This window comes from Streptomyces sp. NPDC004435 (assembly GCF_042873895.1).
Lineage (GTDB): Bacteria > Actinomycetota > Actinomycetes > Streptomycetales > Streptomycetaceae > Streptomyces.
In genome coordinates, this window is record NZ_JBIAMB010000003.1 from 392003 (window position 1) to 412166 (window position 20164).

The following is a 20164-nucleotide window of genomic DNA, read 5'->3' on the forward strand; positions in this document are numbered from 1 at the left end:
GCGGAAAGGCGTCCGGCGCGGTCGGCGGCCGTTCCGGTGAATTCCACGCGGCCCGGTCCTGCGTGTTCACCTGGCTGCGGGGACCCCGGTGCGCGACCATACGGACGCGCCGTCGTGTGCCTACCGGCCGGCGGCGGGAAATGGCGAGAGCACACAGGAAGAAGGCCGTACGTGACCGGCAGCGAGAGCGAGAACCCGGCAATTCCGTCCCCCAGCCCCGAGGTGACCAGGCCCCGGACCAATCAGGACTGGTGGCCGGACCAGCTGGACCTCTCCGTACTCCATCGGAACGATCCCCAGGCCGACCCCCTCGACCAGGACTTCGACTACGCGAAGGAGTTCGCGGGCCTCGACGTCGAGGAGCTGAAGCGGGACGTCATCGCCCTGATGACGGATTCCCAGGAATGGTGGCCGGCGGACTACGGTCATTACGGTCCGCTTTTCATCCGAATGAGCTGGCACGCGGCCGGCACCTATCGCATCGCCGACGGCCGGGGTGGCGGCGGAAGCGGCGCCCAGCGTTTCGCACCGCTGAACAGCTGGCCGGACAATGCGAGCCTGGACAAGGCCCGCCGGCTTCTCTGGCCGGTGAAGCAGAAGTACGGTCAGGCGATCTCCTGGGCCGATCTCCTGGTTTTCGCGGGTAACTGCGCGATGGAATCGATGGGTTTCAAGACCTTCGGATTCGGATTCGGCCGCGAGGACATCTGGGAGCCCGAGGAGATCTTCTGGGGTTCGGAGGACACCTGGCTCGGCGACGAGCGCTACAGCGGGGACCGGGAGCTCAAGGGGCCGCTGGGCGCGGTCCAGATGGGCCTGATCTACGTCAACCCGGAGGGGCCGAACGGGAACCCGGACCCGCTGGCCGCCGCCCGCGACATCCGCGAGACCTTCGGGCGGATGGCGATGAACGACGAGGAGACGGTCGCGCTCATCGTCGGCGGCCACACCTTCGGCAAGTGCCACGGGGCCGTGAACCCCGAGTACGTCGGCCCGGAGCCGGAGGCCGCGCCGATCGAGCAGCAGGGCCTCGGCTGGAAGAACGCGTACGGCACCGGCGCCGGCGGCGACTCCCTGACCAGCGGTCTGGAGGGAGCCTGGACCAACTCCCCGACCACCTGGGACAACGGCTTCCTCGACAACCTCTTCCGGTACGAGTGGGAGCTGACGACCAGCCCCGCCGGCGCCCAGCAGTGGACGCCGGTCGACCCGGCCGCCCAGGGCACCGTCCCGGACGCGCACGACCCCTCGAAGCGGCACGCGCCGATCATGCTGACGACCGACCTGTCGCTGCGCACGGACCCGGTCTACGCCCCGATCGCCCGCCGCTTCCACGAGAACCCGGAGCTGCTCGCGGACGCGTACGCCAGGGCCTGGTACAAGCTGCTGCACCGTGACATGGGCCCTCTGTCGCGCTACCTCGGCCCGTGGATCCCGGAGCCGCAGCTGTGGCAGGACCCGGTGCCGCCGGTCGAGCACGACCTGGTCGGGGACGAGGACATCGCCGCCCTGAAGGAGCGGATCCTCTCGTCCGGGCTGACCGTGCCCCAGCTGGTCACCACGGCCTGGGCGTCGGCCGCGAGCTTCCGCGGCACCGACAAGCGCGGCGGAGCCAACGGGGCGCGGCTCCGGCTCGCGCCCCAGAAGGACTGGGCCGTCAACGACCTGCCCGAGGTGACCGAGGCGATCGGCGCCCTGGAGGCCATCCGGGAGGAGTTCGCCGCCGGACGGTCCGACGGTACGCGGATCTCGCTGGCCGACCTGATCGTGCTGGGCGGCTGCGCTGCGGTCGAGCGGGCCGCGAAGGACGCGGGCCACGAGGTGACCGTGCCGTTCGCCCCCGGGCGGACGGACGCCGCGCAGGAGGACACGGACGTGGAGTCGTTCGCGGTGCTCGAACCGCGCGCCGACGGCTTCCGCAACTACCTGCGGCCGGGCGAGAAGCTGTCGCCGGAGACGCTGCTGCTCGACCGGGCCAGCATGCTCACGCTGACCGCGCCGGAGATGACGGCGCTGATCGGCGGCATGCGGGCGCTCGACACCGGCCACGGCGGGGTCCGCCACGGCGTGTTCACCGACCGTCCGGGCAGCCTGACCACCGACTTCTTCGTCAACCTGCTCGACATGGGGACGGAGTGGAAGGTCTCCGCGTCGGACGAGAACGTCTACGAGGGCCGGGACCGGGCCACCGGCGGTCTGAAGTGGACGGGCACCGCCGTGGACCTCGTCTTCGGCTCCCACGCCCAGCTGCGGGCCCTGGCGGAGGTGTACGCGGCGAAGGACGCGGGCGCGAAGTTCGTGCGCGACTTCGTCTCCGCGTGGTCGAAGGTGATGAAGCTGGACCGCTTCGACCTGCGCTGAACAGGCCGGCGCTGAACAGGCCGGCGCCGAGCGGGCCTTCGGCGGCCCGGACGGGTCCGGACGCGGGCCGGCGCCCGGACGGTCGTGCTGCGGCCGTCCGGGCGCCGGGGTCGTGCGGGCGTCAGGTGGAGATCTCGGGGAGCAGTCCGGTGACCGGCGCCGCCTGGTCGGTGAGCTGGTGGAGCTGGTGGAGTTCGTTGATCCGGCTCAGTCCGCCGAGCTGCTCGCCGACGCCGGGGTAGCCGGCGCGGGCCTCCTCCGGCATGCCGGTGGTGGCGAGGGCGTCGAGTTCGGCGATCGGGCTGATCGGCGGTCCGAGCGGCCCCGAGGGGGCGGCGACGGCCTGCGTGGCGGCGCCGCCGAGGCAGGAGAACGCGGCGGCGACCGCGAGGACCGAGGAGATGCGTCGAGGTGAGGTCACACCCTCACAACGGAACGTTCCGCCGGGGGACACGCGAGGCGCCCCGGCGTCCTCCGAACGGGCCACCGGGCCCCGCCTGCCGTCCCCCTCCTGGGGCGGGGGACCCCGCTGTAGGGTGGGCGTGCGAACCGAGGCCGACCCGCGTGCGGAGGGCAGTTGACCGAGCTCGTCCGCGGCACCCCCGGACTCGTGCGGGCGGTCAACGACCGTGCCGCCGTCCATCTGCTGCTCCGTCAGGGTCCGCTCACCCGGCCCGAGATCAGCCGGCTGACCGGCCTCTCCAAACCCACCGCCTCCCAGGTGCTCGCGCGGCTCCTGGACGCGGGTCTCGTGGTCGGCAACGGGCTGCGCACCGGCCTGCCGGGCCGGGTCCCGGAGACGTACCGGGTCAATCCGGCGGCGGCCTACGTGACGGCCGTGGACGTGACGCCGGAGTGGATCGCGGTGCGGGCCGCCGACATCACCGGCGCGGTGCTCGGCGAGACCGAGGCGCCCGCGCCCGCCGGGGCCGGGCGGGCGGAGCTGATGGCGGCGCTGCGCTCGGCCCTCGGCCGGGTCCCGACGCCGGAGCCGCCGAAGCGGGTGGTGGTCGGCGTGCAGGGCGCGGTGGACCCGACGAGCGGCCGGCTCGGCTACGCCAGCGCGGAGGACATGGCGGCCTGGCTCGTCCCCGACGTGGAGCGGACGCTCGGCGAGGCCCTCGGGCTCCCCGTCAGGATCGAGAACGACGTCAACCTCGCGGCGGTCGCCGAGCGGGCCCACGCGGCCGCCGACTGCCCCGACTTCGTGCTCCTCTGGGCGGACGAGGGGCTGGGCGCCGCGCTCGTCCTCGACGGGCGCCTGCACCGGGGGCACTTCGGCGGCGCGGGCGAGGTCGGCTACCTCCCCCTGCCCGGCGCGGCCACCGCCCGGGAGGCCGGCGACCACTACGGACATCACGGCTACCAGCAGCTGGCGGGCGGCGACGCGGTGCGCGACCTGCTGCACGCCCACGGCGTCCCGGGCGCGGACTTCAGCGAGACGGTGGCGGAGGCGGTGCGCCGGGCGGGGTACGGCGTGCGGGGCGCGCTCCCGACGGACGAGGCGGCCGAGGCGGCGCGGGCGGGGCTCGGGCGGGTGGCGGCCCGGCTGGCCGCCGGGCTCGCGTCGATCGTCACCGTCGTGGACCCGGGGCTCGTCGTCCTCGCCGGGCGGCTCTGCGCGGCGGGCGGCGAGCCGCTGCGCGCGCTGGTCGAGCGGGAGCTGCGGGTCCTGTCCCACTCGCGGGCCGGGATCCGGCTGTCGGCGGTGACCGGGAACCCGGTGCTCGCCGGGGCGCTCGACCTCGCGCTGACGGCGGCCCGCGAAGAGGTCTTCGGCGGGCCGCCGCCGCTCGGCCGGAGCTTCTGAGCCGAGGCCGGGGCGTACCGCTCAGCGGCCCCGGGAGAACCAGCCCTTGCGGTCCCGCGGCTCCGGTGTCTGCCACGGGTTCGCGGGGGTCCCTTCGGCGAAGAGCGGGCCGGTGCGCGGCGAGACGTGCTTGAGCCGGGCGCGCCACGGGCCGTCCGCCATCTCGAACTGGACGATGAGCGGCCCCTCGGTGAGCGGGACGGTCTCCCGCCGCTTGCCGATCTCGTTGACGACGTTGTCGTCGTCGGGGAGCGTCGAGTGGTCGTCGTGGCCGGCCAGTTCGAAGACGTTGACGATGAGGTTGTCGTCGCCCCGGTAGTGGATCGCGAGATCGGCGACGCCGCCGGTGTGGAGCAGCACGTCCGGGCCGCGGAACTCCGCCTCCTGTTCGGTCAGCCGCCGGGCCGACGCGAGCGGCGACACCTCCACGCGCCACGGGCCCTCGGCCTCCAGACGGAAGCGCAGGACGCCGCGGTCGGGGACGATGGCGAGGACCCGGCCGAAGTAGTGGTCCTCGGTGCTGTTGACGAGGTTGTCGCCCTCCTTGTTGCGCCGGTCGAGGATCGTCAGTCCCGTGTACCCGGCGTCCGGGACCTCCAGCTGGACGACGACGGGGCCGGGCGGCAGCCCTTCCACGGTGATCACGTCGTTGTCGCGGCCCGTCTCGGTGTACGGGGCGAACACCGGCCCGTACGCCCACGCGTCGTCCTGACCGGGCGTCACGTGCCCGGCGGGTCCGGCCGGGACGGGCTGAGCGGCCTGGCCGGGGACGGGGACGCCGTACCCGGCCGGCGCCGGCGCGGTCGGGTACTGCGGGGGTCCGGACGCGGGTGCCGGTGCGGGAGCCGGTACGGGGGTGGCTCCCGGCGGCGCGAAGCCGACGGACGGCGGCGCGAACCCCGGGGCCGGAGCGGGCGGCGGCGTGGAGGCGGGCGCCGGAGCGGGCGCGGGCGCGGGGGCCGGGGCGGGTGCAGGGGCCGCGAAGGCCGGTGGCGGGGCCTGCTGCGCGGAGGCAGGCGCGGGCGCGGCGACCGCCGACGGCTCCGCTCCGGCGACGTGCACGCCGTGGTCGGTGGCCAGCCCCTCGAGACCGCTGGTCCAGCCCTGCCCGACGGCCCGGAACTTCCAGCCGCCGGCCCGGCGGTAGAGCTCGGCGAGGACCATCGCGGTCTCCCCCGCCGCGTCGGCCACGTCGTAGCGGGCGACCGGCGTGCCGTCGGGGGCGAACGCCTCCACGGCGAGCCCGGGCACGTCCCGGAGGGCGCCGCGGTCGGTGGAGCCGACGACGAGGACGCGGGCGACGTCCGGCTCGACGGCGGGCAGCGCGACCTCCAGCCAGTCGCCGCCGTCCTCGGCGCGGGTGAGCCGCACGGCACCGGCCGGGTGCGCGGGCTGGCCGTGGAAGACCACGTCGGCGTCACCCCGGACGAGCCCCCGCTCGGTGAGCAGGAGCGCCATCGCGTCCGTGCCCCGGCCGCGCACGGCGATCCGCAACGGCACCGTCGGCACGAAGCCGTTGTCCCCCTTGGTCAGCATCGTCATCGCTCGGACCCTTCCCCTCGTATCCCCACCCGGTCGAACAAGGAAGATCCTCCGCGACGCGCGGCCCCGGGACAAGGGCCGCAGGTCGTACGCGCGCGCGTGCGTCGCCCGGCACGGGGCACGCGCGGATGTGACACTGGTTCCGTCCGGCCAGGAGGTGAGTACGGTGGTCCACGACACGATCCGGGTCGACGCGCCGTTGCGGCGGGTGTACGACCAGTGGACGCAGTTCGAGGAGTTCCCGCGCTTCATGCACGGTGTGATCGCCGTGGAGCAGACCGACGACCGGCATCTGCGCTGGCGTACGGGGATCGCCGGGGTCCGGCGGGAGTTCGACGCCGAGATCGTCGACCAGCTGCCGGACGAGCGGATCGCCTGGCGGACGGTGGGCGGCGAGGTGCGCCAGCGCGGCGTCGTCACCTTCGAGCCGATCGACGCCACGCACACGCGCGTGCGGCTGGTGCTGGAGATGGAGCCCGCGGGTCCGGCGGAGCGGGCCGCCGCGGCGCTGGGCGTGGTGTCCAGCCGGATCTCCGGAGACCTCCGGCGGTTCAAGGACTTCGTCGAGGACCGGCACGCGGCGACCGGCGCCTGGCGCGGCCGGCTCCGGCCCGCCGGAGCGCGGCGCTCTCCGGGGAGCGGGCCCGGTCCCGTACCGCCTCCTCCGGACGCTCCGCCCCCGCCCGCCGGCCCCTCCGACACCCCCATTTAGTTTGCTTTTCAACTACCAGTGGGGGGATGATGTCCGCACGCCCCGCGGCACGCGCGGAGCGACGCTGAAGGAGCGGACAGTGAGCGACGCCGTGGTGGCTACGGCCGGGCAGCGGATCTTCCTCGACAAGCAGACCCCCGACGCCTTCAAGGCATACGTCCGGACCGCGCAGACCGTCCGCGCCGCCGCCGACGACGCCGGTCTCGACCGGATCCTCGTCGAGCTGGTGAACCTGCGCGTCTCCCAGCTCAACGGCTGCGCCTCCTGCCTCGACGCGCACACCCGCGCGGCCCTCGCCGCCGGTGAGACCCCCCGCCGCCTCGGTGTGCTCGCCGCCTGGCGGGACACCGAGCTCTTCACCCCCCGGGAGCGGGCCGCCCTCGCGCTCGCCGAGGCCACCACCCACCCCGCCGAGGCCGGCGCCCAGGAGCGGGCCTACGCCGAGGCCCGCTCGGTCCTGGACGACGACGCGCTCTCCGCCGTGATCTGGGTGGCCATCACCATCAACGCCTTCAACCGGGTGTCGATCCTCAGCAAGCACCCCGTACGACAGGCCTGACGGCGGACCCGGTGCCCGTGCGGGCCGCTCCGCACCGGCGGCCCGGTAGAACAGGTGGCCGACTCCGGGCGCGGCGCGGGCGGGTAAAGTCGGTGGGTCGCCCGAGCCGCCGAGCCGTCGCCCGGGGCTCGCCCTCCCTCGTACGACAGGTCCCGCCTTGCCTTCCCCCGCCGCCACCGTCACCGTCACCGCCCCGGCTCCGCTCCGTTCCCGCCTCCGCCCACCGGGGCCTGACTGGGTGCGCGATCCGCGGGTGTGGCGGACGGAGGTGCTCGCGGGGCTCGTCGTCGCCCTCGCGCTGATCCCGGAGGCCATCGCCTTCTCGGTGATCGCCGGGGTCGATCCGGCGCTCGGGCTCTTCGCCTCCTTCACCATGGCCGTCACGACGGCGATCGTCGGCGGACGTCGGGCGATGATCTCGGCCGCCACCGGGGCCGTGGCGCTCGTCATCGCGCCGGTCAACCGGGAGCACGGCGTCCAGTTCCTGATCGCCACGGTCATCCTCGCCGGCCTCTTCCAGATCGTGCTGGGGATCATCGGGGTGGCGAAGCTGATGCGGTTCGTCCCGCGGCCGGTGCTGGTCGGCTCGGTGAACTCGCTGGCCGCCCTGGTCTTCCTCGCCCAGCTCCCCGAGACGCGGAACGTGCCGATGGCGGTGTACGTGCTGATCGCGGCCGGGATCGTCCTGCTGGTGCTCTTCCCCAAGGTGACGACGCTCGTGCCGGCCCCGCTCGTCACCATCGCCGTCCTCACCCTCGTGACGGTGGCCGCCGGCATCGCCGTGCCCACCGTCGGCGACCGCGGCGCGCTGCCGTCGGCGCTCCCCGTCCCCGGCCTGCCCGACGTGCCGCTCACGCTCTCCACACTGGCGACGATCGCTCCGTACGCCTTCGCCGTCGCGCTCGTCGGGCTGGTGGAGTCGCTGCTCACGGCGAAGCTCGTCGACGACCTCACGGACACGCCGTCGAACAAGACCCGGGAGTCGATCGGCCAGGGCGTCGCGAACGTCGTCACCGGTCTGTTCGGCGGGATGGGCGGCTGCGCCGTCATCGGCCAGACGATGATGAACGTCAAGGTCGCGGGAGCCCGGACCAGGGTCTCCACCTTCCTCGCCGGCACGTTCCTGATGGTGCTGTGCGTGATCCTCGGGCCGGTCGTCTCCCGGATCCCGATGGCCGCGCTGGTGGCGGTCATGGTGATCGTGTCGGTCGCCGCCTTCGACTGGGAGTCCGTCGCCCCGCGCACCCTGCGCAAGGCCCCCGTCGGGGAGACCGTCGTCATGCTGGTCACCCTCGGCTGCGTCCTGGTCTCCCACAACCTCGCCCTCGGCGTCGTGATCGGCTCGGTCACCGCCACCCTCGTGTTCGCCCGGCGGGTGGCCCGGCGCACCACCGTCACCTCGGTCACCGACCCGGACGGGACGACCGTCGTCCACCGGGTCTCGGGCGAGCTCTTCTTCGCCTCCGCCGAGGCGTTCGCCGACCGCTTCGACCACGCCGGGGACCCGGACCGCGTGGTGATCGACCTTTCCGCCGCGCGGATCTCGGACGGATCCGCCGTCGCCGCCCTGGACGCCGTCGAGGCGGCGTACGCCCGGCGCGGGAAGACCGTCGAGATCACCGGTCTCGACGCCACGAGCACGGCCCTCCGGGACCGCCTCGGCGCGTCCTAGGGCGCCTCTTCCGCATCCCCCTGGGCGGCAGGGGTGCGGGCGCGTGTCGTGGTGGCCGTCGTCCTGGAGGGCGGCGGCCACCGGCTCACCGGTCCGAGCCGTCTCCGCGACCGCCCGGATCGTCGCAGGCGCCGCCGCCCCGACCGTCCCGCTCGTCCCGGGCACCGGCCGACGGGCCGGGGAGCGCACGGCTGGCCACCCGCCGCAGGTGGGCGGCGAAGACCTCGGACGCGTCCGGGGTCAGGGTCCGCAGGGCGACCATGGCGGTGATGGCGACGTCGCAGAGCTCCGCCTCGACGTCGGCCCAGCTGTGGCTCGTGCCCTTGCGCGGGTTCTGCCCGGTGGCGCCGATCACCGCCTGCGCCGCCTCCCCGACCTCCTCCGAGAGCTTCAGGACGCGGAGCAGGATCTCCTGGCCCGGCGGGAGGTCCTGATGGGCCGTGAGCCAGTCGTGGAGGCGGGTGACGGTGGTCCAGGTGTCGTCGGTCATGGGGGCAGCCTGCCAGCCCGGGACCGGGCCCCTGGACCGTGGGCGCTACGCCTCCTCGTCCTGCGGGTACCAGCGGAGTTCGACCGTGTTGCCGTCCGGGTCCCGTACGTAGACGGACTGGGCCGAGCCGCGGGCGCCCCAGCGCGGGACCGGGCCCTCCAGGACGTCGAAGGCGCCGGAGTCGACGACCTCCCGCCAGTCGAGCGGATCGACGACGAGGCAGATGTGGTCGACGTTGGACTCGCCGCGCGGCCGGGAGAAGAGGTCGATGACGGTGCCCTCGTCTATCCGGACCGACGGGAACGGCACCTTGCCGGCCCGCCACTCCTCGACCCGCTCCGGCGCGAGGCCCAGCGGGCCGGTGTAGAAGGCGAGGGCCCGTTCGACGTCGGTGACGTTGAGGACGAGGTGGTCGAAGGCTTTCACGCGCATGCGGTGTCTCCCGTGGTTCCGTTCGGTGGTGCCGGTACGACGGGGGCGACCACGGTCACCGGGCCCGGCCACGCCGCACCCGGCCCCGGACGCTCCGCGACCGGTCCGCACCTCCCCCGTGCAGGTAGTCCCTATCACGGCGGGCCGTCACCGCCCCACCCGAATTCGACCGGCCGTCAGCTTCCCTCGACGGCCCGCGGATGACGGCGCGGACATCCCGGACGCGCCGCGGTGCCCAATACCACTCGCGCGGCCGGCATGGCGGCGCCCCGCGCCGGCGCCCACCGGACGCTGGGCGCGGCGACGAGGCTCGGAGGACGGCGCCGGGCCCCGGTGCGCCGGGCACGGGTGAGGCGCCGGGCCGGAGCACGCGCCCGTACGCGGCCCCGCGGCCCGCCCGCCCACGGCGCCCACGCCGCCCGTGCCTCCGCGAGCCCGCCGCCGCGCCCACGCCGCGACTCTCCCGCCGCGACGCCCCCACCGGATCGTCCCGGGCATGCCGGGGCGTACCGGGGCGGGTGGGTCCGGGTCGGCGGCCGGATTCGTGCGCGTCGTGTCCGAAGTCTTGTCAGGTACTCGCCGCCGCGCCTATCGTCACGCGCCGAAAGCGCTTTCTAGAGAGCGCTTTCCATGTTGCGTTTCTCCAGGGACGGGGCTGACGACGACATACACGTCCGCGACCGCGCGGGCGTCTACGAAAGGGCAGGCGAGCATGGGACGACGATCCCCCTCCACGCGACTCAGGGCGGCTCTGGCCGCCATGGCGGTCGCGGCCGCCACGGGTGCGGTCCTGACCATCCCGGAAGCCTCGGCCGCGGTGGCCGCCGGCGCCACCGGCTACGCGAGCCAGAACGGCGGGACCACCGGCGGCGCGGGCGGGCAGACCGTCCGGGCCACCACCGGAACCGAGATCCACGCGGCCCTCTGCGGGCGCGCCTCCAGCAGCACCCCGATCACCATCCAGGTCGAGGGGACGATCAACCACGCCAACACCGCCAAGGTGTCCGGCGCGAGCTGCAACACCGCCGCCGGGGTCATCGAGCTCAAGCAGATCAGCAACGTCACGATCGTCGGCGTCGGCTCGGGCGCCGTCTTCGACCAGCTCGGCATCCACATCCGCGAGTCGAGCAACATCATCATCCAGAACGTCACCGTCAGGAACGTGAAGAAGTCCGGCTCCCCCACCTCCAACGGCGGCGACGCCATCGGCATGGAGAGCGACGTCCGCAACATCTGGGTGGACCACGTCACCCTGGAGGCGTCCGGCGGCGAGTCCGAGGGCTTCGACGGGCTGTTCGACATGAAGGACAACACGCAGTACGTGACGCTCTCCTACAGCGTGCTGCGCAACTCCGGCCGCGGCGGTCTGGTCGGCTCCAGCGAGACGGAGCTCAGCAACGGCTTCATCACCTACCACCACAACCTCTACGAGAACATCGACTCCCGCGCCCCGCTGCTGCGCGGCGGCGTCGCCCACATGTACAGCAACCACTACAAGCAGCTGAACGAGTCGGGCATCAACTCCCGCGCCGGCGCCCGCGCCAAGGTGGAGAACAACTACTTCGAGGACTCCAAGGACGTCCTCGGCACCTTCTACACGGACGCGGCCGGCTACTGGCAGGTCGCCGGGAACGTCTTCGACAACGTGACCTGGTCCCCCGCCGGAACCGACTACCGTCCGGCCGGCCCGAACCCGGTCTCCAACACGACCGTGTCCGTCCCGTACGGCTACGCCGCCGACAGCGCCTCCTGCGTCCCGGACGTCGTGGCGCGCACGGCCGGCGCGGGCAAGGGCCTGCTCGTCTCCGACGGATCCTGCACCCCGCAGACGCCGAGCCCGACACCCACCCCGACCGCCACCGCCACCCCGACGCCCACCCCCACGCCGACCCCGACGGCGACCGCCACCACCGCCCCGCCGTCCGGCACCAACCTGAGCATCGGCGCCGGCGCGGACGGCTCCAGCAAGGCCGACGGCACGAGCTACGGCAACGTCCGGGACGGCAGCCCGAGCACCTACTGGTCGCCCGCCGGCACCACCGGCTCCGTCTCCGTCAAGTGGGGCTCCCCGACGACGATCTCGTCGGTCCGCGTCCGCGAGGCGTCCGGAGCCGGCACGGTCACCGGCTGGCGGCTCCTGAACGCCGACACCGGGGCGGTCCTCGCCACCGGCGGCGCGGCCGGCACCGCCACCTTCCCGGCGACCTCGCTGAGCAAGGTCACCTTCGAGATCACCGGGGCCACCGGCACCCCGCGCGTCGCCGAGTTCGAGACGTACGCGTAGCGGTCCCGGCGTCAGAAGTCGACCGGGTCGCGGACGAGGGGGCAGGTCATGCAGTGGCCGCCGCCCCGTCCGCGGCCCAGCTCCGCGCCGACGATGGTGATCACCTCGATCCCCGCCTTCCGGAGAAGTGTGTTGGTCTGGGTGTTGCGGTCGTACGTGAAGACCACACCGGGCTCCAGGGCGACGGCGTTGTTGCCGCTGTCCCACTGCTGGCGCTCCGAGGCGTAGACGTCGCCGCCGGTCTCGATGACCCGGAGGCCCGGCAGCCCGAGCGCCTTCGCCACGACGTCCGTGAACGGGGTGTCGCCCTCGTCGGTGATCTCCACCCCGGGGGCCCGGTCGGAGGGGCGCAGCGAGAAGCTGTGCACGGCGTCCATGATCCTCGGGTAGAGGGTGACGACGTCCCGGTCGGCGAAGGTGAAGACGGTGTCGAGGTGCATGGCCGAGCGGAGCTTGGGCATGCCGGCGACGACGACCTGGCGGGCGGCGCCGTTCTCGAAGAGGCTGCGGGCCACCTGGGTGATGGCCTGCCGTGAGGTGCGCTCGCTCATGCCCATGAGGACGACGCCGTTGCCGACCGGCATGATGTCGCCGCCCTCGAAGGTGGCCTGGCCCCAGTCCCGCTCGGGGTCGCCCCACCAGACGGTGGCGTCCTTGAAGTCGGGGTGGTGGGTGTAGACGGCCTTCATGAGCAGGGTCTCGCCGTGCCGGGCGGGCCAGTAGAGCGGGTTGAGGGTGACGCCGCCGTAGAGCCAGCAGGTGGTGTCCCGGGTGTAGAGGGTGTTGGGCAGCGGTGGCATCAGGTACTCGCGGGCGCCGACGCCCTCGCGGGCCAGGGCGGCGTAGCCGGAGCGGATGTCCTGGGGGAGGTCGGCGGTGGACAGGCCGCCGATCAGGTAGTCGGTGAGTTCGCGCGGGGCGAGGGAGTCGAGGAAGGCGCGGGTGTCCTCGATGAGCCCGAGGCCGACCTCGTTGGCGATGATCTTGCGGTCGAGGAGCCACGCCTTCGCCTCGGGGAGGGCCATGGTCTCGGTGAGCAGGTTGTGCAGTTCGACGACCTCGACGCCGCGCTGGACCAGTTTGTTGACGAAGTCGGCGTGGTCGCGCTGGGCGTTCTCCACCCACATGACGTCGTCGAAGAGGAGGTCGTCCGAGTTGGTCGGGGTCAGCCGGCGGTGGGCGAGGCCCGGCGAGCAGACGAGGACCTTGTGGAGCCGGCCGACCTCGGAGTGGACGCCGAGGGGGCGGGAGTGCGCGGGGGTCGCGGGGGCTTCGGGGGTCGCGGGGGTCATCGCCGGCCTTTCCTGGCGTTCCTGGGGGACGGGTGCGCGGGGGTGTTCAGAGTTCGATCCAGCCGACGGCGAGGGCGATGACGCCGACGACGGCACCGGCCACGGAGACGGCGCAGATGACCGCCTCCCGGGGGGAGAAGAGGCGCCGGCCCTGCTCCCGGCGGGCCTTGACGAAGAGCAGGGTGGCGGGGGCGTACAGGATCAGGGAGACCAGGACGAACTTGAGCCCGGCCGCGTACAGCAGGAAGGCGGTGTAGAGGGTGGCGACGCAGGCGATGACGAGCTCGCGCCGGGTGCTGTCGCCGGCCACCCGGTTCTCCCGGGGCCGCAGGGCGATCTTGAGGGCGAAGGCGGCGGCGAGGAGGAAGGGGATGAGGCTGAGGGCGCTGGTGAGGTCGAGGGCGAAGTTGAAGGCGTCGTCGGAGAAGGCGGTGACGACGAGCACGACCTGACTCAGCGCCGTCGTCATGAGCAGGGCGGAGGCCGGGACGTCGTTCTCGGTCACGCGGCCGAGGAAGCGGGGCATGTCGTCGTCCTGGGCGGCGACGTAGAGCACCTCGGCGGCCATCAGGGTCCAGGCGAGGTAGGCGCCGAGGACGGAGACGATCAGGCCGACGCTGACGAAGACCTTGCCCCAGGTGCCGACGGCCGCCTCCAGCACTCCCGCCATGGAGGGCTGGCGCAGCTCGGCGATCTCGCTCATGGGCAGGATGCCGTACGAGACGATGGTGACGGAGGCGAAGACGGCGAAGACGCTGAGGAAGCCGAGGATCGTGGCGCGGCCGACGTCCTCGCGCCGCTTGGCGTGCCGGGAGTAGACGCTGGCGCCCTCGACCCCGAGGAAGACGAAGACGGTGGCGAGCATGGTGCCGCGGACCTGGTCGAAGAGGGAGCCCGCGTAGTCGGCGCCGCCGAAGTTCTCGGCGAAGACGGACGGCTCGAAGCAGAACAGCGCCAGGAGGACGAAGACCAGGATGGGCACGATCTTGGCGACCGTGACGATCCGGTTGATGGCCGCCGCCTCCTTCACCCCGCGCCGGATCAGCAGGAAGAAGCTCCAGAGGCCGACCGAGGAGAGGACGATCGCGAGGGCGGTGTCGCCGTCGCCGAGGGAGGGCGCGACGGCGCCGACCGTCGACATGATGAGGACCCAGTAGGTGACGTTGCCGACGCAGGCGCTGGCCCAGTAGCCGAAGGCGGAGAAGAAGCCCAGGTACTCGCCGAAGCCCGCCTTGGCGTACGCGTAGACGCCGGCGTCGAGGTCGGGGCGGCGCACGGCGAGCGTCTGGAAGACGAACGCGAGCATGAGCATGCCGGTGCCGGCGACGGCCCAGGCGATGAGCGCGCCCGCGACGCCGGTCTCCTGGGCGAAGCGGCGGGGCAGCGAGAAGACTCCGGCGCCGACCATGGAGCCGACGACCATCGCGGTCAGCGTGAGGAGGCTGAGCTTGACCGCCGGCGGAGCGCCGCCGGAAACGGTCTCGGCGCCGGGTTCCGCTGAGGGCATGGGCCTACCTCGCCGGTGCGCGTGCGCCGCGGGCGGCGCGGGGATAAGTACCTCGGGCCGCTCAGACTCTAGTGGCCTTCAACCACTTATGCCCGTTTTGCTCGATCATGCGGCCCGTGTTTTCGCCCCGACCCCTCCGCCCTCGTCGGTACGCATGCGGAGCTCCGGACGGGGCAGCCGCCGCGTGTACGCGTCTTCCTCGGTGCCCCGACGGCACGAACAGCGGCAGGGGGTCGCCATGTCCACGGCACGCGACATCATGACCCCGGACGTGACCTGCGTCCGGAGCGACGAGAGCGTGGCCGACGCCGCGCGGAAGATGGCCGGGCGCGGCGTCGGCGCGCTGCCGGTCCGCGGGCCCGGGGAACGCCTGATGGGCATGCTCACCGATCGCGACATCGTGGTCCGGGTGATCGCCGAGGGGCGGGACCCGGCCACGTGCACCGCCGGTGAGCTGGTCCGGGGCGAGCTGGTGACGGTCGGCTCCGGCGACTCGCTGCAACGGGTCCTGGAGCTGATGGCCGACCGCAGGATCCGCCGGGTGCCGGTGGTCGACGGACGCGTCCTGGTCGGCATCATCGCCCAGGCGGACGTGGCCCGCCGGCTCCCGGACAGCACGGTCGGCGATCTGGTCACGTACGTCTCACGACCGGCCGCCTGACCGCCGTCCCCGTCTCGCCGGCCACCGCAACGCCTCCGGCCCCGGCGCCGGAGGCACGCGCCCCGCTTCCCGCCGCAGGGCCGGGCACCGCAGCGGAGGTCAGAGGCGGCGCAGGGCGCCCTCCGCGCGGAGGTCGGCTACGGCCGGATAGCCGTCGACGGCCATGATCAGGTCCGCCTCAGCGAGGAGGGAGCGCAGGACGTGCACGACACCGTCCTCGCCGCCGGCCGCCAGGCCGTACGCGTACGGGCGGCCGATGCCGACGGCCGTGGCGCCGAGGGCGAGCGCCTTGATCGCGTCCGCGCCGGTGCGGACGCCCGAGTCGAAGAGGACCGGAAGTCCGTCCGCGGCCTCCACGACGCCGGGGAGGGCGTCGAGCGCGGGCAGCCCCCCGTTGGCCTGCCGGCCGCCGTGGTTGGAGCAGTACACGGCGTCCACCCCGCCGTCGCGGGCGCGGCGCACGTCCTCCGGATGGCACAGGCCCTTGAGGATGAGCGGCAAGTCGGTGAGGGAGCGCAGCCACGGCAGGTCGGCCCAGGTGAGGGGGTTGCCGAAGACACCGACCCATTCGAGGATCGCGGCCCCGGGGTCCTCCTCCGGCGCCTTGGCGAGGCGGGCGCGGAAGACCGGGTCGGAGGTGTAGTTGGCGAGGCAGTGCCCGCGCAGCTGCGGGAAGTTGCTCGCGGCGAGGTCCCGGGGGCGCCAGCCGGTGACCCAGGTGTCGAGGGTGACGACGATCCCCTTGAACCCGGCGGCCTCGGCGCGCCGCACCAGGCTCTCCGCGAGGTCCCGGTCGGTGGGCGTGTAGAGCTGGAAGAAGCCTGGGGTGTCGCCGAACTCGGCGGCGACGTCCTCCATCGGGTCCACGCTCAGGGTGGAGGCGACCATGGGGACGCCGGTGCGGCGGGCCGCACGCGCGGTGGCGAGGTCTCCGTGGCCGTCCTGCGCGCAGAGCCCGACGACGCCGACCGGCGCCATGAAGAGCGGGGTCGGGAGGCGGAGGCCGAACAGGTCGACGCCGAGGTCGCGTTCGACCGCCCCGACCATCATCCGGGGCACCAGGCCCCACCGTTCGAAGGCCGTGACGTTGGCCCGCTGGGTGAACTCGTCGCCGGCCCCGCCCGCCACGTACGACAGCACCGACGGCGGCAGCGCCGCGCTCGCGCGGGCCTCCAGTTCGGCGTGGGTCATGGGCAGGGCGGGGAGCACCCCGCCGAGTCCGGCGAGGTAGATCTCGTTCTGGTAGTCGCCGTACCGCCCGCCGAACGCGCCGCCCATCGTGGCCCCGCCCTTCCTCGCCGCCCCGGCCGGGCCCGCCCCGGCCGCCGGTGGCGCCCACGGTGCCAGTCCGGGGGCCGCAGGTCCATGGTCCGGCGTCAGGCTCCGCCGGCCTGCGGAAGGGAGAGGCTCGCCTCTCCCGGTCCGTGTCCGGCGAGGTGGAGGCACATGCGGAGTTCGTCCTCGGCGCCGGCCGTGACCGGTTGTCCCCCGTGCTCGGTGTGGCGGCGGGTCACGTCGTGGAGGCGCCGGCGGTCCTCGGGTGTGTGGGCGGGGAAGCCCGCCCGGCCGCGGGCGGAGCTCGCTCCACGGGGTCAAGGCGCACGTCGTTGCTTCCGCTGCGGGGGCGATCCCGCGGCCCTGGGCCGTCGCTTCGCCAACGGGAGAGCGGCCCTTGCCGCCCGCCTCGCGCCCGGAGCGATCCGGCGCATATTCCCGTGCGCCGGGCAGCGGCCCGGTGGTGGAATCTCCCGATGCGCACGAGCGGCGAACGGACGACGGTGGTGGACCGGGGCAGGTTCCCCGACGCGGCGACCCCCTGGGACGACGCGCGGTGGCGGCGGGAAGTGCTCGGCTGGGCCGGGGAAGTCCTGGCCCGGCACGGACTGGAGGAGTCCGGGGCGCGCGAGGTCCGGGTACGGCCCTGGTCGGTCCTCGTCCGGTTCCGCACCGGCGCGGGCGAGCGGGACGCCGTGTGGCTGAAGGCGGGTGCCCCCTCGAACGCCTTCGAGGCCGGGCTCTCCGGGGCGCTCGCGGGGTGGGCGCCGGAGCATGTGATGACCCCGCTGGCGGTGGACGCCGGGCGCGGCTGGTCGCTGCTGCCCGACGGCGGACCGCTCCTCCGCGGCGTCCTCGACGCGGGTGCGGCCGGGCCCGGGGCGTGGGCGACGGCGCTGGGCCGGTACGGCGAGATGCAGCGGCGGCTCGTCCCGTACGCGGACCGGCTGACGGGCCTCGGCGTTCCCGGGGCGCGGGCCCGCGAACTGCCAGAGATCTTCGACGCGCTCGTGGCCCGCAATCCGCTCTTCGACGCCGCCGAGCGGGCGGCGCTGCTGCTGCGGCGGCCCCGGCTCGTCGAGCTGTGCGCCGAACTCGACGCGTACGGGCTGCCCGACTCGCTCGACCACTGCGACCTGCACGACGGGCAGATCCTCGCCCCGGCCCCCGGCCGCTTCACCTTCTTCGACTGGGGCGACGCCTGCGTGGCGCACCCCTTCGGCAGCCTCCTCGTCCCGGTCCGGGAGGTCCGGGAGCGGTACGGTCCCGAGCACGTGGCGCCGATGGTGGACGCGTATCTGGAGCACTGGACCGGTCTCGGCCCGTCAGCGGCGGAGCTGCGCCGCGCGGCGGCCCTCGCGGTGCGCCTCGCGGCGCTGGGCCGCGCGGGCTCGTGGTTCCGGCTCTTCCCCGGCACGCCGACCGGCGACAGCGAGGAGGCGAGCGCCTACTGGGTCCGCGAGCTCTTCGCCGCCGCCGACGCGTGGTGATCCTTCCCGGTGTTCTCGGGGGGCGGTCCGGTGTCTACAGGCCGATGTCCCGGGCGCGCAGGTCCTCCAGGGTCTCGCGCCGCACCAGCAGCCGGGCGGCGCCGTCGCGGACGGCGACGACCGGAGGCCGCCTGACGAGGTTGTACGAGGAGGCCATCGACAGGTGGTAGGCGCCGGCCACCGGCACCGCGAGCAGGTCGCCCGGCCGGAGGTCGGCGGGCAGACCGACGTCCTCGGCGAGGACGTCGCCCGCCTCGCAGTGGCGCCCGGCGACGGTGGTCGGGACGGCCGGGGCGGTGGAGTGACGCCCGATCAGGCGGGGCGCGTAGCGGACCCCGTACAGGGCGGGGCGCGGGTTGTCGCTCATGCCGCCGTCGACGGCGGCGAAGGTCCGGCCGCCGGTCGTCTTGACGGCGAGGACCCGGTAGAGGGCGACGCCCGCGGGTCCGACGACGGCCCGCCCCGGTTCGACGAGGAGCCGGGGCACGGGCAGTCCGGCGGCGTCGCAGCTCTCGGCGAGGGCGGTGCGGAGCCGGCGGGCGAGGGCGGTGGGGTCGAGGACCGGGTCGCCCGGGCGGTAGGCGATGCCGTGACCGCCGCCGAGGTCGAGCTCCGGCAGGACGACGCCGTGGACGTCCCGGATCCGGGCCATGAGTCCGACGAGCCGGCGCAGAGCGGTGAGGTAGGGCTTGACCTCGGTGATCTGGGAGCCGAGGTGGCAGTGGAGGCCGGTGAGTTCGAGCTGCGGCCGGCGGAGTACGCGGGCGACGGCGTGCTGGGCGTGTCCGTCGCGCAGCGAGAGGCCGAACTTCTGGTCGTCCGTCCCGGTGCGGATCTTGGTGTGGCCGCCGGCGCCGACCCCGGGGGTCACCCGGAGCATGACCTTCTGGTGTCCGCGCGGGCCGACGGCGGCGGCGAGCCGGGCGATCTCGGTCGGGCTGTCGATGACGATCCGGCCGACGCCGAGGCGCAGTGCGGTGTCGAGGTCGGCCGGGGACTTGGCGTTGCCGTGCAGAAGGATCCGTTCCGGCGGGAAGCCCGCGGTGACGGCGAGTTCGAGTTCGCCGGCGGAGCAGACGTCGAGGCCGAGCCCCTCCTCCTCGACCAGGCGGACGAGGCCTCGGCAGAGGAACGCCTTGGCCGCGTAGTGGACGTCGGCGCCGGCGAAGGCGGCGCGGTAGGTGCGGCAGCGGTCGCGGATCTCGGCCTCGTCGAGGACGTAGACGGGAGTGCCGTGGGCCTCCGCGATGTCGGCGAGCGGCACGCCGGCCAGGAGGACCCGGCCGCCGCCCTCCTCGGTGGCGGTGGCGGGCCAGACGGAGAACGCCTGGAGGCTGTCGGTGGATCCGGTCGCGTCGCCGAGCAGGTCGGTGAGGGTCATGCGCCGGCCCCCCTCGCGGTGACGTCGAAGCGGCGGGCGCACGGTGTCCCGGAGCGCGTGGCCGGGGGGACGGCGGCGGGGTCCTGAGCTGGGTCCTGAGCCGGCGGCGCGGAGTCCGGGACGGCGTCCGGGGCGGGGCCCGGTGTGAAGGGGGCGGTGAGGACGGGGTCGACGGTCAGGGCGTGGACGCCGAGAGGGCGGGCGAGGGCGCGCAGCGCGGGTTCGGAGAGCGGGATCCAGGACTGGTCGGCGCCGAGCGTGGCGCGGAGCCGTTCCGGGGTGGTGAAGGCGACGGCCGTGCGGGCGCCGACGGGCGTGCGGAAGAGACGGGCCACGGCGCCGTGGGCACCCGGACGGACGGGCACGCACAGCCGTCCGGCCGGGGCCGGTTCCGCGGGTTCGGGATCGGCGGGTTCGGGATCGGCGGGTTCGGAGTCGCCGGTCCCCTGGGCGGCGGCGCCGCGAGCGGCGGGGCCTCGGTCGTCGGCACACGCGAACGGGGTGCGGGCCATGGGTTCCTCCCGGGCGGTCGGCCCCGGCGGCGGTCCGCCGGGGCGCGTTCCCCGCAGCCTTGCCCGGCGGGAGGCCGTCCGTCCCCGTCCCTGACGCGGCCCTGACGCCGGACCCGCCGACTCTTGACGCGTTGGTCACGCCGGCGGCGTCCGTACCGGCCCGCCCGGTCCACCGGGCATTGTT

General features: G+C 74.2%; 17 protein-coding genes. 8 read left to right on the plus strand and 9 right to left on the minus strand.

The genetic code is table 11. From position 1 onward, the window contains the following. Window positions 1-171 precede the first annotated feature (171 nt). A complete protein-coding gene (gene katG / locus ACFYT9_RS07485) occupies window positions 172-2361 on the plus strand; it encodes a catalase/peroxidase HPI (RefSeq protein WP_389161558.1) in 2190 nt (729 codons plus the stop codon). A gap of 121 nt (window positions 2362-2482) precedes the next feature. Here katG and ACFYT9_RS07490 read toward each other — a convergent pair whose 3' ends face one another. Continuing rightward, window positions 2483-2782: a hypothetical protein gene (locus tag ACFYT9_RS07490; protein ID WP_376606092.1), complete on the minus strand. Its 300-nt coding sequence runs from the start codon at window positions 2780-2782 to the stop codon at window positions 2483-2485. A gap of 156 nt (window positions 2783-2938) precedes the next feature. Between ACFYT9_RS07490 and ACFYT9_RS07495 the strand changes: the two genes are divergently transcribed. Further along, on the plus strand, window positions 2939-4171 hold the full coding sequence (locus ACFYT9_RS07495) for an ROK family protein (protein ID WP_389161561.1): 1233 nt from the start codon (window positions 2939-2941) through the stop codon (window positions 4169-4171). 21 nt (window positions 4172-4192) lie between these two features. On the opposite strand, the gene ACFYT9_RS07500 is transcribed toward ACFYT9_RS07495, so the two are convergent. After that, window positions 4193-5713, minus strand: coding sequence for a TerD family protein (locus ACFYT9_RS07500; RefSeq protein ID WP_389161562.1), 1521 nt, complete (start codon window positions 5711-5713; stop codon window positions 4193-4195). Between the two features lie 166 nt (window positions 5714-5879). Between ACFYT9_RS07500 and ACFYT9_RS07505 the strand changes: the two genes are divergently transcribed. The 3 genes from ACFYT9_RS07505 to ACFYT9_RS07515 all read left to right on the plus strand — a co-directional run bounded on the left by ACFYT9_RS07505 (window position 5880) and on the right by ACFYT9_RS07515 (window position 8656). Further along, the gene (locus ACFYT9_RS07505) at window positions 5880-6425 is read left to right on the plus strand and encodes an SRPBCC family protein (RefSeq protein ID WP_389161564.1); all 546 of its coding nucleotides are present in this window, start codon (window positions 5880-5882) and stop codon (window positions 6423-6425) included. A gap of 79 nt (window positions 6426-6504) precedes the next feature. Then, window positions 6505-6984: a carboxymuconolactone decarboxylase family protein gene (locus tag ACFYT9_RS07510; RefSeq protein WP_389161565.1), complete on the plus strand. Its 480-nt coding sequence runs from the start codon at window positions 6505-6507 to the stop codon at window positions 6982-6984. A 157-nt stretch (window positions 6985-7141) separates the two neighbouring features. Next, window positions 7142-8656, plus strand: a complete 1515-nt coding sequence (locus tag ACFYT9_RS07515) for a SulP family inorganic anion transporter (protein ID WP_389161567.1) — start codon at window positions 7142-7144, stop codon at window positions 8654-8656. 85 nt (window positions 8657-8741) lie between these two features. Here the strand turns inward: ACFYT9_RS07515 and ACFYT9_RS07520 are convergent, their stop codons facing one another. Beyond that, a complete protein-coding gene (locus ACFYT9_RS07520; protein ID WP_389161569.1) occupies window positions 8742-9146 on the minus strand; it encodes a MazG-like family protein in 405 nt (134 codons plus the stop codon). Window positions 9147-9191: 45 nt separating this feature from the next. After that, a complete protein-coding gene (locus tag ACFYT9_RS07525) occupies window positions 9192-9578 on the minus strand; it encodes a VOC family protein (RefSeq protein ID WP_389161571.1) in 387 nt (128 codons plus the stop codon). Window positions 9579-10290: 712 nt separating this feature from the next. Here ACFYT9_RS07525 and ACFYT9_RS07530 point away from each other — a divergent pair. Beyond that, window positions 10291-11862, plus strand: coding sequence for a polysaccharide lyase family 1 protein (locus tag ACFYT9_RS07530; protein ID WP_389161573.1), 1572 nt, complete (start codon window positions 10291-10293; stop codon window positions 11860-11862). An 11-nt stretch (window positions 11863-11873) separates the two neighbouring features. Here ACFYT9_RS07530 and ACFYT9_RS07535 read toward each other — a convergent pair whose 3' ends face one another. Further along, entirely contained in the window at window positions 11874-13154 is a 1281-nt protein-coding gene (locus ACFYT9_RS07535; protein WP_389161575.1) for an arginine deiminase, read from the minus strand. Between the two features lie 46 nt (window positions 13155-13200). Further along, the gene (locus ACFYT9_RS07540; RefSeq protein ID WP_389161577.1) at window positions 13201-14661 is read right to left on the minus strand and encodes a basic amino acid/polyamine antiporter; all 1461 of its coding nucleotides are present in this window, start codon (window positions 14659-14661) and stop codon (window positions 13201-13203) included. Window positions 14662-14899: 238 nt separating this feature from the next. On the opposite strand from ACFYT9_RS07540, the gene ACFYT9_RS07545 reads away from it, so the two are divergent. Beyond that, on the plus strand, window positions 14900-15322 hold the full coding sequence (locus ACFYT9_RS07545) for a CBS domain-containing protein (protein ID WP_389161579.1): 423 nt from the start codon (window positions 14900-14902) through the stop codon (window positions 15320-15322). 99 nt (window positions 15323-15421) lie between these two features. Here the strand turns inward: ACFYT9_RS07545 and ACFYT9_RS07550 are convergent, their stop codons facing one another. Then, window positions 15422-16600, minus strand: coding sequence for a lactate 2-monooxygenase (locus tag ACFYT9_RS07550; RefSeq protein WP_389161580.1), 1179 nt, complete (start codon window positions 16598-16600; stop codon window positions 15422-15424). A 473-nt stretch (window positions 16601-17073) separates the two neighbouring features. On the opposite strand from ACFYT9_RS07550, the gene ACFYT9_RS07555 reads away from it, so the two are divergent. Next, window positions 17074-18087 (plus strand): aminoglycoside phosphotransferase family protein, encoded by a 1014-nt coding sequence (locus ACFYT9_RS07555; RefSeq protein ID WP_389161582.1) that lies wholly within the window; start codon window positions 17074-17076, stop codon window positions 18085-18087. 34 nt (window positions 18088-18121) lie between these two features. On the opposite strand, the gene lysA is transcribed toward ACFYT9_RS07555, so the two are convergent. After that, the gene (lysA, locus tag ACFYT9_RS07560; RefSeq protein ID WP_389161584.1) at window positions 18122-19468 is read right to left on the minus strand and encodes a diaminopimelate decarboxylase; all 1347 of its coding nucleotides are present in this window, start codon (window positions 19466-19468) and stop codon (window positions 18122-18124) included. Continuing rightward, window positions 19465-19980 carry an SAV_915 family protein gene (locus tag ACFYT9_RS07565; protein ID WP_389161586.1) on the minus strand — a complete coding sequence of 172 codons (516 nt, stop codon included), beginning with the start codon at window positions 19978-19980 and terminating at the stop codon, window positions 19465-19467. Before ACFYT9_RS07565 ends, lysA begins: the two co-directional genes overlap by 4 nt. Window positions 19981-20164 lie beyond the last annotated feature (184 nt).